A 14,546-nucleotide genomic window follows, 5' to 3' on the forward strand; every position below is an offset into this window, starting at 1 on the left:
CCAGCTCCATGCTGAATGAAACAACTGTAAACCTCGCTTCCGCACCGGACCGGTTTCAGGTGATAAACCGGCCAAGATAGTTGTCGTCTACCGGCCAAGATAATTGTCGCTCACCAGCTGTCTGCTTCTTGGTTCTGCATCTTGACGAGGCGCATTGCGCGGCGTAATTGCAGAAACTCGCGTAGAAGTATGACGGCAAAGAATATTCCAATGGGCGAAAAGACGGCTGATGCACTGATGGCGACCGGGGTGGATATTTTCTCTATGGTTTTTAGAAACCAAGGTGTGAACGCGACAATATAGGAGAAAATAGCGCCCAAAATATATAGGGTGCTTATGAATTCTCGCCGTCTATCCGTCGAAAAAATAGTGCTCGCGAAATCGAGTTGGCGCTTTCCCCGACCGGCTGTATGCTTCAGATACGCCCTGGATGATTCATAGTCTTGTAGGGCACCCACAGGGTCGCGGAGGTCCATTAAGTGTTCAATGACATTAGGTGGGAGATCTTGATTTCGACCAATGGCCTGAAACCCTTTCTTGCGCGCATATGCATGCATGGGCGGGTGTTGCTTGAGTTCGTCGAAGAATAGTTTTGCGAATTTATACTCTTCTCTGCGTGCAGTTTTATTACCGTCCAAATATTGCCGAATCCCAAGCCATGCTGTTGTCGCGCCGAAAAAGGCCGTTAGTGCTAGGTGGGCGAGTTTGAGCCATTGGTCTATGTCCATTTTCCCAAAAAAAGCCTATTGTGCTTTCTTGAAAGAAATCTTGCCACTGTTCGTAAACACAGGTACATAATTGGTACACTGCGCGCCTTACGATCCATCCAACGCGCATAATTCAAGCCTAGCGCTACGGCGCGACGCAGGGCAGCGGCCAACCTGAAGCCGAGACCATTGATGACTTGTTACGCCCCTATGAAGCCTGCCACCTAACGGTCGCGGGCTTTTTTGTTGCTCAGGCGCTCAGTTCATCCGGTGAATGTGCGCCGAGCCAGTCTGCCAGCGCCTCATCGACTCTTGCCTGCCAGCCCGGCCCGGTAGCACGGAAGCGACTGACGGTATCGGGCGACAGACGGATCGTGATGCGCTCTTTCACTGCTGTCTTTTGCGGTCCGCGCTCACCTGGCTTACGTTTTAATGCGGCCAGACCTTCAAGGGTTGCGGCACCAAAGAACTTTTTCGCTGGCTGCGCCCGCTGAAAATCGCCAGCCGACCATTCCGGGTTATCCGGATCGGCGGCGATGCCGGCGTTGATTTGGATATCCTCTGCCTCGGTGGGCAGGATCAGTTTAGGCTTGGTTTTCATATTCTTTCACTTCCCTACGGTTGGCCTTGCGAAGGCTGATGATGCGGACAGTTGTTTCACGGAGACAAAAGACCATCGCATAGAGGCGGCTCCCAATCGGGGCCATCGCGACAAGCCGGGCTTCTGGATAATCGTTACGATCATCAATGCGGACGACTGCATTTTCCCAGTCAAAGCCTTCTGCGATATCGAACCACACGCCATGCTTGGCTACGTTCTGTGCGAGTTTTTTTGGGTCGTGTGTGTAGTTCATAGTTTATTGTATGCACAAATAGATATCATGTCAATTTATTTGTGCATACAAATAAGTATAGAGCAGGCCGGCTCGCCGCCTGGCTTGCTGGGCTTTAGCCGCTGACCGCAACCGTGCGCCAGCGGCCTTTTATTTGAGGTGCCTGATGAGCAAGCGATTCCTGCAAAGCGCAGCAGGGCGTGACTTCATCGTCGGCGATATCCATGGCTGTCTCAGCCGCCTGCAGGCGCCTGGATCAGATCGGCTTCGACACGGCGGCCGACCGCCTATTCAGTGTTGGCAACCTGGTCGACCGCGGCACCGAGTCCGAACAGGTGCTGGAGTGGCTGGCCAAGCCCTAGTTCCACGCCGTGCGGGGCAACCACGGACACCCTCCATGATATAGCGGTCCGCGGTCCTGCCGGTGGAGTGCCTTACGATTCATCCAGTGCGCATAATTCAAGCTTGGCGCTATGGCGCGATGCAGGGCAGCGGCTAATCTGAAGCCGAGACGTTTGATGCCTTGTCGCGCCCCTATGAAGCCTGCCGCCTTACGATCGCAGGCTTTTTTTATTCCGCCATTGCCCTCATCGCCGCCTGGGCCAAGAAGCCCGAGCGCGTGAGGTGATGTGATTTTGCGAACAGGTCGATATCTCGCAACAGGCTTTCTGGCAGCGAGATATTCAAGCGTACCGGCTTTGTGTTGACTTTCGACAGGTCAATATTAACCAGCATCCAAAAGCCCCCGGCATAATCCGGATCGCTTGTCCATTTCTCGATGGCGCAAGCGGCAGGAATATTCGTCTCTCCTTCATACATCGCCTCAACGGCTTCTTGGGCGGCTTTATTTAGATCATGCAGATCTTCGGCGGCAGTGTTGACGCCAGGCAGATCGGGAAACGAAGCGCCATAGGCGCTGTCGGCATCCTTCCATACGTAGAGTGGATATAACATTTGTGGCATCACTTTAATTCAGCTTGTTTCAGTATCGAATTTACCGTGCCAATCGACAGGTCTTTTTTCGGGTGCGGAACGATGACAGACTTGCCAGTTTTAGGGTTGCGGTACTTGTGATGGCTGCCGCGAGTGGAGATGTGCTCCCATCCGTCGGACTTTAGTTGTTTGATGATGTCTGCGCTGTTAAAACTGTAAATTATACACAAAAAATACACACTATTATAATTTTATGTGTAGTTTTTGTGTATTTCTCAGCCAAGATGCGGACTTTTCACATTCCAAGTCTCTGCATCTCATCCTCCGTTTCTGGCATCTTGTCCGCCGATTTCCGTACTCCATCGCTGTGATCAACCTGGCAATACATATTTCGCCTATGATTTACTGGCACATGCACAATTTTGATGTTTTTCCTTGATTCATCAACCATGAGGTGTCCATGATTCGCTATATCCTGCCTGCACTGTTGTTCGCCAGCGTACTGCCGGCGCATGCCCAAGCCCCTGTCAACGAGACTGTGCTGATCGAGCGGGCGAAGATCTTTGGTAATCCCAGCAAGTCCGGGGGCAAGATCAGTCCGGACGGCCAGTGGCTGTCGTGGATCGCGCCCCGTGATGGCGTGCTCAATGTGTGGGTGGCGCCGGCCAGCGACCTTGCGCAGGCGCGTGCGCTGACGCAGGAAACCGTGCGCCCGCTCCGCAGCAGTTTCTGGTCGCCCGATTCGACCACCCTGTTGTTCATTCAGGACAAGGGCGGCGACGAGAACTTCCTGCTGTACGGCGTGAATGTCGCAACTGGCAAGCAGATCAATTACACGCCGTTCGAGAAAACCCGCGTGCGGGTGATCCAGATCAGCAGCAAGGTCAGGGATCGCATCCTGGTGGGCATCAATAACCGCGATGCGCGCTGGCATGACGTGTACAGCCTCGACCTGGCCAGCGGCAAGCTGACCCTGGTGCAGAAAAATGATGGCTATGGCGGCTACCTGGCCGACGAGCAGCTCAATTTGCGCATCGCCAGCAAGGCGCGCGCCGATGGCGGCATGCAGTATTTCCGCATGGCCGATGGCAAGGTCGAGAGCGCGCCGCTGGCCGAGGTCGGCCTGGAAGATTCGCAGACCACGGCGCCGCTGGCGTTCACGGTCGATGGCAAGACTTTGTACTGGACCGATTCGCGCGGCCGCAATACCTCGGCGCTGCTGGCGCAGGATGTGGCCAGCGGCAACAGCACGGTAGTGGCGCAAGACCCGCGCGCCGATATTGCAAACGCGCTGTACGACACGCGCACGGGGCGGGTGCAGGCCTATTCGGTCGAGTATCTGCAGCAGGAATATTTGCCGCTGACGGACGAACTCAAGGCCGACCTGGCGTTCCTGAAGAAAAATACGCAAGGCCAGTTCAGCGTGGCTTCGCGCACCGATGCGGACGACAAATGGCTGGTGAACGTCGATGCCGTCACTGCACCGGCATCGAGCTGGCTGTACGACCGCAAGGCCAAAAAGCTGACGCGCCTGTATGTGACGCGGCCCGAGCTGGAAGGCGCGCCGCTGGTGCCCATGTATCCGCAGGAAATCAAGGCGCGCGACGGGCTGACCCTGGTGTCCTACCTGACCTTGCCGCAAGCATCGAGGGCGAACGCCAGCGGCAAGGCTACGCAAGCGGTGCCGATGGTGCTGCTGGTGCACGGCGGCCCGTGGGCGCGCGACACCTACGGCTACAACGGTTATCACCAGTGGCTGGCCAACCGCGGCTATGCCGTGCTGTCGGTCAATTACCGCGGCTCGACGGGCTTCGGCAAGCAGTTCATCTCGGCCGGCGACCTGCAGTGGGGCCGCAAGATGCATGACGACCTGCTCGACGCGGTGCAATGGGCCGTGCACAGCGGCGTGACCACGGCCGACAAGGTGGCCATCATGGGCGGCTCGTATGGCGGCTACGCCACCCTGGTCGGCATGGCATTCACGCCGACCACGTTCGCCTGCGGCGTCGACATCGTCGGCCCGTCGAATCTGTTCACCTTGCTGCAAACCATCCCGCCGTACTGGGAAGCGGGCAAGCAGCAGTTCTACAAACGCATGGGTGACCCGAATACGGAAGAAGGCCGCGCGCTGCTGAAGGAACGCTCGCCGCTGAACTTTGCGCAAAATATCCAGCGGCCCCTGCTGATCGGCCAGGGCGCGAACGACCCGCGCGTGAATGTGGCCGAATCGGAGCAGATCGTGGCGGCGATGGCAGCCAAGAATATTCCCGTCACCTATGTGCTGTTCCCGGACGAAGGCCACGGCTTTGCCCGGCCAGTCAACAACATCGCCTTCAACGCGGTGACGGAAAACTTCCTCGGCAAATGCCTCGATGGCCGCGCCGAGCCGATAGGCGGCACGATCAAGGCATCCACCGCGCAAATCAAGCACGGCGCCGAGTTTGCGCCGGGGCTGACGGAAGCGCTGCGCTGATCGCCGGTAACTGGTGCGGCGCGGCCTTACTCGCCGTGGCGCACGATACCGGTCAGGCGTTTGCGCGGGACCTGGCCATCGGTATCGAGCTTGCCTGCGCAAGCGCTGGAAGACCGGGGCGGAGTGCCGCCGGGCGTGGTGTTCTTTGCCAAACCCGTCAATGACGACGAATTGCGCGGCTACCTGCGTGCCTGCTGTCGGCAGGCCGCGGATTTTGGCTTGTTTATTGTGTAATTTTCTAGGGGCATGGTTCTAATGAAAACGATGGCGCCAACTATGTGACCAGGCCCGCCTGGCGCGCCGTCATCGCTGCCACCACCTGCAGCAATGTATCGCCAAAACCATCCCTGGCCCTGGCATCGCGGCGGGCGCTGGTCGTCACGCGCGGGGCGGCGCTCCAGGCGATGTGGGCGCCGCATGCCAGCAAGGCGGCCACCAGGGCGACGTCTTCGCTGCAGGGCAAGGGCGCGAAGCCGCCGGCGCGCAGGTAGGCGCTGGCGCACACGCCGAAGTTGGCGCCGTGGATATGCCGGTGGCCGTCGGCGTCCGTGTAAGTCTGCGCGAAATGTATGCGCAGGGCATCGGCGTTGTCGCCGTGCGGTGACCAGTCGTCAACGGCTACCGTGCCGCAGACGGCATCGGCGTTCAGTGCCAGCTGGGCACTCAGCCAGTCCGGCGAGACGCGGGTATCGGCATCGGTAAAGGCCAGCCAGCGCGCGCCCCGCTGCAGCAGCAGTTTCGCGCCAGCGGCGCGCGCGGCACCCACGTTGTGGGCATTGACGGCGATGCAGTCGAGGCGCCAGCGCAGGTCGGCCTGCATGGCATGCGCCAGTACGATGCGCTGCGACTGGTCGTTGCAGGCGTCGAGCACGATGACGATGCTGACCGCTTCGCCGCACAGTAGCGGACAGATGGCGGCGGCGCGCAGCGCCTCCAGGCAGGCGTCCAGGCATGCCTCCTCGTCATGCACGGGTACTACCACGCCGATCATGTGAAGCCCTCGCGCTGCGCCACCGAGCGCGCATCATTGGACCAGATGCCCAGCAGGAAGTCGGTTTCTTCGTGGCGCAGCACGCGGTGCAGGCCAGGCGCGCCCTGGAAGGCCGCATGCACGCGCACGGTCGATAGCAGACGCTGCGCAAATGGCGCGCGCCAGTGGCACAGGACGATGCTGCCGCCCGGCGCCAGGCTGGCGATGCTGTGTTCGACCACCCGCGCCAGTTCCTCGGGCGCCAGATAATAGGCGATCTCGCTGAGAACGATCAGGTCGAACTTGTCGCTGCCCTGCAAGATGCGCGGCCAGTCCTGCGGCAGCCGCTGGTGTGCGAAGCGGACGTTGACGTCGCCGCCCGCTTCACCCAGCCTGCGCTGCGCCAGCTGCAGCGCTTCAAGCGATGCATCGGCCGCCAGCACGCGCTCGCAGCGCCGCGCCAGTGCCAGCGTCAGCTCGCCGTTGCCGCACCCCGGCTCATACGCGTGGCCGTAGCGCTGCTGCGGCAAGCTGGCCAGCAGCAGGGCGCGCTTGCGCTCCTCGTACCAGCGCCGGCGCACCTGCCATGGGTCGGCAGCGTGCCGGTACAGCTGTTCAAAATAGGCGCTGCGCTGGTCGTCTGGCATGCTCGATGGATTCATAGAAAATACACCTCCCAGGCATGCAGCAGGCGCTGCAAGGCATCGCCGGCAACGATGGGGGGCTGGCCAGTCGACGGATCGCCTTGCATCTGGCTGGCAAAGCAGTGCAGGGCCGCGCGCTTGCGCTGCAGCACGGATGCGGGCAATGGCAGGCGGCGCGCGCGGTGCCAGGGCACGCACATGTCGCCCGGCACGGCCCAGTGCCAGCCCCAGACTGGCATTTCCACCAGGGTGGCGCCGCTGGCCGAGCACGCCGAAGCGCAGGCCCAGCCGCACGCTTCATGGTCCGGGTGGCCGTCCAGGCGCCAGGTGGTAAATACCCTGTCGCCGGGCTGCAGTCGCTCTGCCAGCAAGGTTGCCAGATGCGGCGCCATGCCGGCCACGCCGCCATCGGGCAGGCGCAGGCGCAGCCAGGCGGGCGGCGCCAGTCCCAGCGTTTCCAGCGCTTGCGCGGACTCCTGCGGGCGCACGCGGCGCAGGCGTTCCTGCGGCCAGAGTGGCGAACCGGCATGGCTGGCGTCGCCATCGGTGACGGCGACCAGCAGCAGGTCGCTGCCCTGTGCCGCCAGCAGTTGCAGCAAGCCGCCGCAGGCGAGGATTTCATCGTCGGGATGGGGGGCGACGATGACGGCGCGCGCGCCAGGGGGCACCAGTTCGTCCGCGCCGATGGTGGGCAAGCCAGCCCACCCAGGCCAACCCTGCCATGCCAGACTAGTCGTGCCGCCGCCTTCGATGCGGCGCTCGCATGTGGCGGCAGCGGTGCACATGTCAGAGGCTCCAGGGATGCTCTTCGGCGCCAGCGATGATGCTGCCCAGCAAGGCTTGGTCGCGCTCGGCGTGGCTCTGGCGCAGGAACACGGGCAGGTCGGCCGCCAGGCGCGCGAACTGTGCATCGCGGCACAAGGGGCCGGCGCCCAGCGCGCGCGTGGCCTGGTGCAGGACCAGGGTGGCGGTGTCTTCCACCGCCAGGCGCACGCGCAGCGCCAGGCCCATGGCGTCACGCTGCGGATGGCGGTCGATTTCGGCGGCCGCTTCGCGCAGCAGCGCCCCTGCGGCGCGCAGCGCGCAGTCGATCTGCCCCAGTTGCGCCAGACGGACGGGATCGGGTGCAGCTTGTTGCGCGCGCGCATGCAGATGGCTGGCGATGGCGCAGGCGGCGCCATACCAGGCCGCTGCAATGCCGGCACCGCCATGCCAGAAACCGGGGCGCTCCAGGTAGGCGCCCGGCGCACCCACGGGAAAGGCGCGTGCGGCAGAAAAAGTCACGTCGACGCTGTTGCAGGCGGCCATGCCGACCGCATGCCAGCCTTCGTCCGTGACGTGCACGCCGGGCTGCGCCATGGTCACGGAGGCGAGGCAGGCCTGGCCTTCGTCGTTCCAGCAGCTGATCAAGGCATGGCTGAGGCCACTTGCCCCGGAACACCAGGCCTTGCGTCCATCGAGCACATGGCGGCCATCGGCCGTTTTCTGCAGCTTGACGCGCGCGCCCGGCATTTCCGCGCACCACACGCCCCAGCTGCTGCCTGCCGGCGCGCCGGGGCCGTCGATTTCGGCCAGGATGGCCAGTGCATCGGTATGGCCTTCATACAGCTTGAGCAGGGAGAGGTCGATGGCGGCCACGGCGGCCAGCGCCTGCCAGCGCTGCAATGTGGCGCCATGGCCGGGCAGGGGCAACTGGTCCAGGCCGGCGTCGAGCAGGCGCCGCAGCTTGTCGATGGGCGAGGCAGTGGCGTCTGGCGCTGGCATCAGGGCGGACAGGGCGGCCTGGCTGAAACGTGGGCTGGACGGTGGGGCAAAGGTGGTGGATGACATGGAGAGCTCCTGTTTTTCAATAGAATACCTTTCTATTTTTGCAATGTATGTTCGATTCTGCACATTCGCGCCCTAAGCGGCGCAAGTGTATGAGGGGGCGCCAAGTCCGGTGAGGTTAAAGCTGCACGTCCAAAAGGCGCTGCTCGTGGAGAACAATATTGCCAATACTTTTTCATCCATCATCCTTTTCATCGGCCAGGCACGCATGCCGTAGCGGGGCCTGATTATAGGATTTTCGATAGGGGGGAATTCTCACTGAATCTATTCGTGAGTTGATTTAAATCAATATATCCCCTCTCATGCCAAGCATCCGCTGCCTGCATGTGGCAGCAGCGGTTCAAAGGCGTGGCGTGGCGCGGGCTGGCTTGAAACGCGTCCCAGTCATCGCTGGCGGGCTGCGCTTGTGCGAACGGGGCCACCAGCACAAGCGACGCGCAGCCCGGTAGGGAAGTCGTCAGGGATGGCATGGTCGAGCGCATGTCAGGCGGCCGCATAAGCAGGCACACATTCTCACCAAACGTCACTGAAAGGATAATGGGGGATGGCTAGTGCAAGCCTATATTGTTGTGATACGGAAATCGTAAGTTGTTGTTTAGCGGCACTTTTTCATGCTGCTGTCACAATGGGCGGCGTGCCACGGCATGCCGCCTGACGCAAGGCGGCCAGCAAGCCAGGCAGCGCCGCGTGCAGGGCTGGCATGCTCGCTTCCGGCAAATCGGCCTGCATTTCCACCATCCCCGATGGCTGGCCCCAGGCCACTTTCGCGCTCAGTTGCGCGCTGCCTTCGAGTCCCGCCACGCTGACCAGCAAGGCCACTTCTTCGGGCTGATCTTCCGGAATATTGTCGAGCAGACAGGAAATGCCGAAGTGATAGTCCTGGAAGGCGCTGCTGTTACCGCTGGAAAAGGCAAACACCGACGCCAGCAACTGTGGCGCGGCAGCCGAGAGCTGCGGCAGCGCGGCGCGAAACAGAGGTAGCAAGTCGTTTTCCAACTGGACGGCCAGCGGATGGGTGTGGCTGAGGACGGTCATGGGGCAATCTGCATGTGGCTGGCGAGAGGCTTGATTATAGAGCCAGGCAGCGCCGGTTCGGAGCAGGCGCTTGCGGACGCGCAGCTGCGCGCCACCCTGCAATGCATACGCTGCGGCGCCTGCATGAATCACTGTCCCGTCTACACGCGCATCGGCGGCCGCGTCTATGGCACCATGTATCCGGGGCTGATCGGCAAGATCATCTCGCCCCACTTGCTGGGACTGGAGGCGACGGCCGATCTGCTCAACGCACGGGGCGGGAAGAGTAGACATCATTCCGCCAAAAAGGATCGGTAGAAGTACGTAGTAAAACTAGATGGATTGACAGGTAAACGGGCAAGGTGTCAGAAAAATGACCTGATGCGCTGCAACATAGTGCTGCTGCCCGGTGCCATGCCGGGTAGCAAAATACGCTGGCATGGCCCATCCTGTGCTCAAGCCGGAGGCGAGCAGGATGGGACTATTGATGGTGCTGCTGTTACTGCGAATGCACTGCTCAACAATGATTAACGACTCAGACCGCTCATCCAGCTTGGCTGCGGGTTGGCACGGGCCAGTTCGCGCATGCGGTATTCCAGATCGTAGCGGTCCGTCGCTTCGGCCAGGTAGGCTTCCTCATAGGCGCGTTCGCGGTGATCGCTGCTCTGGGCCAGCCAGGTGCCGAGGCGTTTTGCGGCATGCAACAGGGTGGCGATGATGTTGTTGTTTTGCGTGGTGTGATAGGTAAATGCGGTAGACATGGCAGACTCCTTGTGTGGCGTGCCGCGTTGTGCTGCACTGCAACATAAGTATATCAATTCCAAGATATAAGGCTACTTTCTATTTCGAATGTCGGCTATTCAATTTTGGAATAACAGGCGGGAAAGCTGCGCATTACGGGGCTTTCGGGCATAATGCGGGCGCAGCATCGTAGTTTTACTACAAGACTGTTTTTACCTGGATGTTGTTTTCAGACGCAGCCCGCCGACGTGCTGCTCCGAAAAATCGTGTCCTGGCGAGAAATGCTCGACCGTGCATCTGCCGCGCGAGAATTGCACCATGCTTGCCCCATATTGCTGATGGCAGTCATAGCCCACGCTGATATCTGGCGCACGCTTCGGTGAGGATACTTGTGCGTCCGGCTGCTGCCCGGATGGAGTTGCTTCCATGCCTGGCAAGACAAAACTTGGATTTGAAAAATGGAGAAGGTATGGAATACGTAAAGCAAGGCCTGGGCGCACAGCCCGCACGGGCCGGCACGCAAAACAATACAGGCGCCCTGATCATTGTCACGGTGCTATTTTTCATGTGGGGGCTGCTGACATCGCTCAATGATGTATTGATCCCCCATTTGCGCTCGATCTACACGCTGACCTATGTCCAGGCGATGCTGGTGCAATTCTGCTTCTTTGGCGCCTACGCCATCGTCTCCCTGCCGGCCGGCATGCTGATCAAGCGCATTGGCTACCAGAACGGCGTCGTCACGGGCCTCTTGATCGCTGCCGCCGGCTGCGCCATGTTCTATCCCGCCTCCACTGGCAGCTACGCGCTGTTCCTCTTGTCCTTCTTCATCCTGGCGGCCGGCATCACCGTGCTGCAGGTGGCCGCCAATCCCTATGTGACGGAACTGGGCGACCCGCAGACGGCGTCGAGCCGTTTGACCCTGACGCAGGCGTTCAATGCGCTGGGCACCACGGTGGCGCCGGCACTCGGTGGCGTGCTGATTTTGTCGGGCACGGTCCTGACGGTGCAGCAGTTCGACCTGCTGCCAGCGGCCGAGCAACTGGCCTACCGCGCCAAGGAAGCGGCCTCGGTGCAAGGTCCGTACATGGTGCTGGCCGCTACCCTGGTGATCCTGGCCGTGCTGTTCGCGCTGGCCAAGCTGCCGAAGATTTCGCATGCCAACGACGCGGCCAGCCTGGCGCAGGATGGCCACAAGGTCTCGATCTGGTCGCACCGCCACCTGGTGCTGGGCGCGCTGGCCATCTTCCTGTATGTGGGCGGTGAAGTCAGTATCGGCAGTTTCCTGATCAACTTCCTGGGCGAAAGCCATATCGCGGGCCTCAGCCATGCCGACGCCGCCTACTACGTCAGCTATTACTGGGGTGGCGCCATGCTGGGCCGCTTCGTGGGCTTTGCCGTGATGCGCTATGTCAGCCCGGGCAAGACGCTGGCATTCAACGCCGCCATCGTGATCGCGCTGATCCTCGTCGCCGTGTTCTCCAGCGGTCATATGGCCATGTGGTCACTGATCGCCGTCGGCCTGTTCAACTCCATCATGTTCCCGACCATCTTCAGCATGGCCCTGAACAAGCTGGGCGCGCAAACGGGCCAAGGTTCGGGCATCCTGTGTATGGCCATCGTCGGCGGCGCCATCGTGCCATTCATCCAGGGCTTCCTGGCCGACAGCATCAACCTGCAGCTGTCCTTCATCGTGCCGGCCCTGTGCTACACCTTCATCCTGTACTTCGGCTGGAAATACGCCAGCATGTACAGCGATGACGCCGCCGTGAAGTAAGCAACTGGTCGTCGCAATCAATCATCGTTGCGGTAATGAGAAGGGTGGCCTCGGCCACCCTTTTTTACGTCAATGCTCGAATTTGGTGCCCAGTACGTCCTGGCATACCTCGAGCCAGGCGCGCGCCGCGTGCGACAGGTAGCGCCCGCTCCAGATGTGCGCCACCTGCCAGGCCACTTCCGGCGCGACGATGCGTACCGTTTCCAGAGGCTCGCCGGCCAGGCGGTGGATGAACGGTTCCGGCAGCAGGGCCACGCCCAGCCCGGCCGAGGCCATTGCCACCAGCCAGTCCCACTGGCCGCTCTGGGCGGCGATGCGCGGCGCGAAGCCCGCTTGCGCGAAGTGCTGGCGCAGGCTGCGCGTGAGGGCGAAATCATCTTTCAATAGCACCAGCGGCAGGTCGGCCAGTGCCTTGAACGGCAGTGTGGTGCGGTTTTTCTGGAACGTGCCCGGCTCGGCCAGGGCCCAGATCGGGTAGCTGGCGATGCTCACCGCCACCAGGTCCAGTTCCGGATCGGCCGGCAGCACCGTCATGCCGATTTCCAGCTCGCCGGCCGCCACCTTGCGCTCGATCTGCTGGCCCGTGTCTTCCTGCAGGGTCAGGCTGATGTTCGGATGGCGCGCACGGAAAGCCTTCAGCACGGGGGTGAACAGCACATTGATCATGGGCGGGATGCCGACTGTCAGGCTGCCGCGCGCCAGCGCCTGCGTGTCGCGCACTTCCAGGGTCAGCTGGCGCATATTGGCCAGCATTTCCTGGCCGTGCTGGTAGACGATGCGGCCCGTGTCGGTCAGGGTCAGCTTGCGCCCGTCGCGCACCAGCAGCTGGGCGCCCACCTCGTCCTCGAGCTGGCGCACCATCTTGCTGATGGTCGACTGGGTCAGGTGCAGCGATTCGGCCGCTTGCGTAAAGCTCGACAGGCGCACGGTTTCGACGAAATAGCGCAGGGAACGGATATCCAAGATGGTGCTCGCCTTGGCGAAGCATGAAAATATCGACTGGATGTGGCGAAATTAATTCATGCCATGCATGTAGCCAGGATTTTATACTGAATCCACTTATGAGGCTGGTGTATGACAGCCATCCAGTTTGAGAATATTAAGAATATATCAGGAGCATCACCATGTACGAGGACCGTATCCGCCACCCAGGCTTGCTGAGTAAGCTCATGAGCGCAACCGAGGCAGCCACATTGTTCCACAACGGCATGCGTGTCGGCATGAGCGGCTTTACCCGTGCCGGCGATGCCAAGGCCCTGCCGCGCGCACTGGCCGAGCGCGCCTTGCAAGAGCCACTCAGCCTGACGCTGATCACTGGCGCCTCGCTGGGTAATGGCAGCGATGGCCTGATGGCCGAGGCGGGCGTGCTGGCGCGCCGCATGCCGTTCCAGGTCGATCCCGTGCTGCGCGGCAAGATTAATAGTGGCGAAGTCATGTTCATCGACCAGCATCTGTCGGAAACGGCCGAGCAACTGCGTTCGGGCAATCTGGCTGCCGTCGACATCGCCGTCATCGAGGCGACCGCCATCACGGCAGCTGGCGCCATCATCCCGACCATGTCGGTGGGCAACTCTGCCGCCTTTGCCCAGCAGGCAACGCAGGTCATCATCGAGATCAACCTGTCCACGCCGCTGGCGCTGGAAGGCTTGCACGACATTTATATTCCACAAAGCCTGCCTGGCCGCGAGCCGATTCCCCTCACGCGCGTCGACCAGCGCCTGGGCAGCACGGCCATTGCCATCGATCCGGCCCGCATCGCCGCCATCGTCATCACGGACAGCCCCGACAGCCCGTCGAACGCCTTGCCGCCGGACGCGGAAACGCAAGCCATCGCCGGCCATGTGATCGCCTTCCTGGAAGGCGAAGTGGCGGCCGGGCGCATGGGCCCCGAATTGCTGCCGCTGCAGGCGGGTATCGGCACCATCGCCAATGCCGTGCTGCATGGGCTGATCGGTTCGCCCTTCCGCAACATGACGATGTATTCGGAAGTGCTGCAGGACAGCGCCATCGAGCTGCTCGACTCGGGCCAGCTGGCGTTCGCTTCCGCTTCGTCGATTACCCTGTCGGCACCCGTGCACCAGAAGCTGATGGACAATATCGACCATTACCGCTCGAAGATCGTGCTGCGCCCGCAAGAGATCAGCAACCACCCGGAAATCGTGCGCCGCCTGGGCATCATTGCATTGAATACGGCGCTGGAATTCGATATTTATGGCAACGTCAACTCCACGCACGTGTGCGGCACGCACATGATGAACGGCATCGGCGGCTCGGGCGACTTCGCCCGCAATGGCCAGCTGTCGATGTTCGTGTCGAAATCGGCGGCAAAGGGCGGGCGCATTTCCAGCGTCGTGCCGATGGTCTCGCATGTGGACCATACGGAACATGACGTCGATGTGCTGGTCACGGAGTGGGGCTATGCGGACTTGCGCGGACTGGCGCCACGCGAACGGGCGCCTTTGATCATCGAGCGCTGCACGCATCCCGATTACCGTGCGCAACTGCGCGCCTATTATGATGCGGCATGCCAGCGTGGCGGCCACACGCCGCACATCCTGGAACAGGCGCTGTCGTGGCATGTGCGCTACCAGGAAACGCAGAGCATGCACGAAGCGCAGTAAGTTTAC

16 protein-coding genes and 2 pseudogenes are annotated in these 14,546 nt (G+C 61.3%); 5 read left to right on the forward strand and 13 right to left on the reverse strand.

Going from position 1 to position 14,546, the window contains the following annotated elements:
• Nucleotides 1-110 precede the first annotated feature (110 nt).
• The 3 genes from ACQ4W6_RS21460 to ACQ4W6_RS21470 all read right to left on the reverse strand — a co-directional run bounded on the left by ACQ4W6_RS21460 (nucleotide 111) and on the right by ACQ4W6_RS21470 (nucleotide 1,561).
• A complete protein-coding gene (locus ACQ4W6_RS21460) occupies nucleotides 111-728 on the reverse strand; it encodes a hypothetical protein (RefSeq protein ID WP_436569202.1) in 618 nt (205 codons plus the stop codon).
• A gap of 229 nt (nucleotides 729-957) precedes the next feature.
• Nucleotides 958-1,308: a BrnA antitoxin family protein gene (locus tag ACQ4W6_RS21465; RefSeq protein WP_436569203.1), complete on the reverse strand. Its 351-nt coding sequence runs from the start codon at nucleotides 1,306-1,308 to the stop codon at nucleotides 958-960.
• Nucleotides 1,292-1,561 carry a BrnT family toxin gene (locus ACQ4W6_RS21470; protein ID WP_436569204.1) on the reverse strand — a complete coding sequence of 90 codons (270 nt, stop codon included), beginning with the start codon at nucleotides 1,559-1,561 and terminating at the stop codon, nucleotides 1,292-1,294. Before ACQ4W6_RS21470 ends, ACQ4W6_RS21465 begins: the two co-directional genes overlap by 17 nt.
• A 199-nt stretch (nucleotides 1,562-1,760) precedes the next feature.
• On the opposite strand from ACQ4W6_RS21470, the pseudogene ACQ4W6_RS21475 reads away from it, so the two are divergent.
• Nucleotides 1,761-1,899: pseudogene (locus ACQ4W6_RS21475) on the forward strand (serine/threonine protein phosphatase); the annotation flags it as partial.
• Nucleotides 1,900-2,110: 211 nt separating this feature from the next.
• Here the strand turns inward: ACQ4W6_RS21475 and ACQ4W6_RS21480 are convergent.
• Both ACQ4W6_RS21480 and ACQ4W6_RS21485 read right to left on the reverse strand, forming a co-directional pair.
• A complete protein-coding gene (locus tag ACQ4W6_RS21480; protein ID WP_436569205.1) occupies nucleotides 2,111-2,494 on the reverse strand; it encodes a type II toxin-antitoxin system HicB family antitoxin in 384 nt (127 codons plus the stop codon).
• An 8-nt stretch (nucleotides 2,495-2,502) separates the two neighbouring features.
• Nucleotides 2,503-2,712 carry a type II toxin-antitoxin system HicA family toxin gene (locus ACQ4W6_RS21485; RefSeq protein WP_436569206.1) on the reverse strand — a complete coding sequence of 70 codons (210 nt, stop codon included), beginning with the start codon at nucleotides 2,710-2,712 and terminating at the stop codon, nucleotides 2,503-2,505.
• 221 nt (nucleotides 2,713-2,933) lie between these two features.
• Between ACQ4W6_RS21485 and ACQ4W6_RS21490 the strand changes: the two genes are divergently transcribed.
• Entirely contained in the window at nucleotides 2,934-4,946 is a 2,013-nt protein-coding gene (locus ACQ4W6_RS21490) for a S9 family peptidase (RefSeq protein WP_436569207.1), read from the forward strand.
• A 26-nt stretch (nucleotides 4,947-4,972) separates the two neighbouring features.
• Here the strand turns inward: ACQ4W6_RS21490 and ACQ4W6_RS21495 are convergent, their stop codons facing one another.
• From ACQ4W6_RS21495 to ACQ4W6_RS21520, 6 genes are all read right to left on the reverse strand, one after another.
• On the reverse strand, nucleotides 4,973-5,098 hold the full coding sequence (locus ACQ4W6_RS21495) for a hypothetical protein (protein ID WP_436569315.1): 126 nt from the start codon (nucleotides 5,096-5,098) through the stop codon (nucleotides 4,973-4,975).
• A gap of 122 nt (nucleotides 5,099-5,220) precedes the next feature.
• A complete protein-coding gene (locus ACQ4W6_RS21500; RefSeq protein WP_436569208.1) occupies nucleotides 5,221-5,937 on the reverse strand; it encodes a glycosyltransferase family 2 protein in 717 nt (238 codons plus the stop codon).
• Entirely contained in the window at nucleotides 5,934-6,578 is a 645-nt protein-coding gene (locus ACQ4W6_RS21505) for a class I SAM-dependent DNA methyltransferase (protein ID WP_436569209.1), read from the reverse strand. The genes ACQ4W6_RS21500 and ACQ4W6_RS21505 overlap by 4 nt, the downstream gene beginning before the upstream one ends.
• Nucleotides 6,575-7,345 carry a PIG-L deacetylase family protein gene (locus ACQ4W6_RS21510; RefSeq protein ID WP_436569210.1) on the reverse strand — a complete coding sequence of 257 codons (771 nt, stop codon included), beginning with the start codon at nucleotides 7,343-7,345 and terminating at the stop codon, nucleotides 6,575-6,577. The genes ACQ4W6_RS21505 and ACQ4W6_RS21510 overlap by 4 nt, the downstream gene beginning before the upstream one ends.
• Before the next feature lies 1 nt (nucleotide 7,346).
• Nucleotides 7,347-8,390: an acyl-CoA dehydrogenase family protein gene (locus ACQ4W6_RS21515; protein WP_436569211.1), complete on the reverse strand. Its 1,044-nt coding sequence runs from the start codon at nucleotides 8,388-8,390 to the stop codon at nucleotides 7,347-7,349.
• Nucleotides 8,391-8,996: 606 nt separating this feature from the next.
• On the reverse strand, nucleotides 8,997-9,422 hold the full coding sequence (locus ACQ4W6_RS21520) for a hypothetical protein (RefSeq protein ID WP_436569212.1): 426 nt from the start codon (nucleotides 9,420-9,422) through the stop codon (nucleotides 8,997-8,999).
• Between the two features lie 54 nt (nucleotides 9,423-9,476).
• Between ACQ4W6_RS21520 and ACQ4W6_RS21525 the strand changes: the two are divergent.
• A pseudogene (locus ACQ4W6_RS21525) lies at nucleotides 9,477-9,674 on the forward strand (4Fe-4S dicluster domain-containing protein); the annotation flags it as partial.
• 254 nt (nucleotides 9,675-9,928) lie between these two features.
• Here ACQ4W6_RS21525 and ACQ4W6_RS21530 read toward each other — a convergent pair.
• A complete protein-coding gene (locus ACQ4W6_RS21530; RefSeq protein WP_436569307.1) occupies nucleotides 9,929-10,105 on the reverse strand; it encodes a DUF3563 family protein in 177 nt (58 codons plus the stop codon).
• Nucleotides 10,106-10,611: 506 nt separating this feature from the next.
• Here ACQ4W6_RS21530 and fucP point away from each other — a divergent pair.
• A complete protein-coding gene (gene fucP / locus ACQ4W6_RS21535; RefSeq protein ID WP_436569213.1) occupies nucleotides 10,612-11,919 on the forward strand; it encodes an L-fucose:H+ symporter permease in 1,308 nt (435 codons plus the stop codon).
• Between the two features lie 69 nt (nucleotides 11,920-11,988).
• Here fucP and ACQ4W6_RS21540 read toward each other — a convergent pair whose 3' ends face one another.
• Nucleotides 11,989-12,882, reverse strand: coding sequence for a LysR substrate-binding domain-containing protein (locus tag ACQ4W6_RS21540; RefSeq protein WP_436569214.1), 894 nt, complete (start codon nucleotides 12,880-12,882; stop codon nucleotides 11,989-11,991).
• Nucleotides 12,883-13,043: 161 nt separating this feature from the next.
• On the opposite strand from ACQ4W6_RS21540, the gene scpC reads away from it, so the two are divergent.
• Nucleotides 13,044-14,540 carry a succinyl-CoA:acetate CoA-transferase ScpC gene (gene scpC, locus ACQ4W6_RS21545; protein WP_436569215.1) on the forward strand — a complete coding sequence of 499 codons (1,497 nt, stop codon included), beginning with the start codon at nucleotides 13,044-13,046 and terminating at the stop codon, nucleotides 14,538-14,540.
• Nucleotides 14,541-14,546 lie beyond the last annotated feature (6 nt).

The organism is Janthinobacterium woesei (assembly GCF_051380875.1).
In the GTDB taxonomy this organism is placed as follows: domain Bacteria; phylum Pseudomonadota; class Gammaproteobacteria; order Burkholderiales; family Burkholderiaceae_D; genus Janthinobacterium.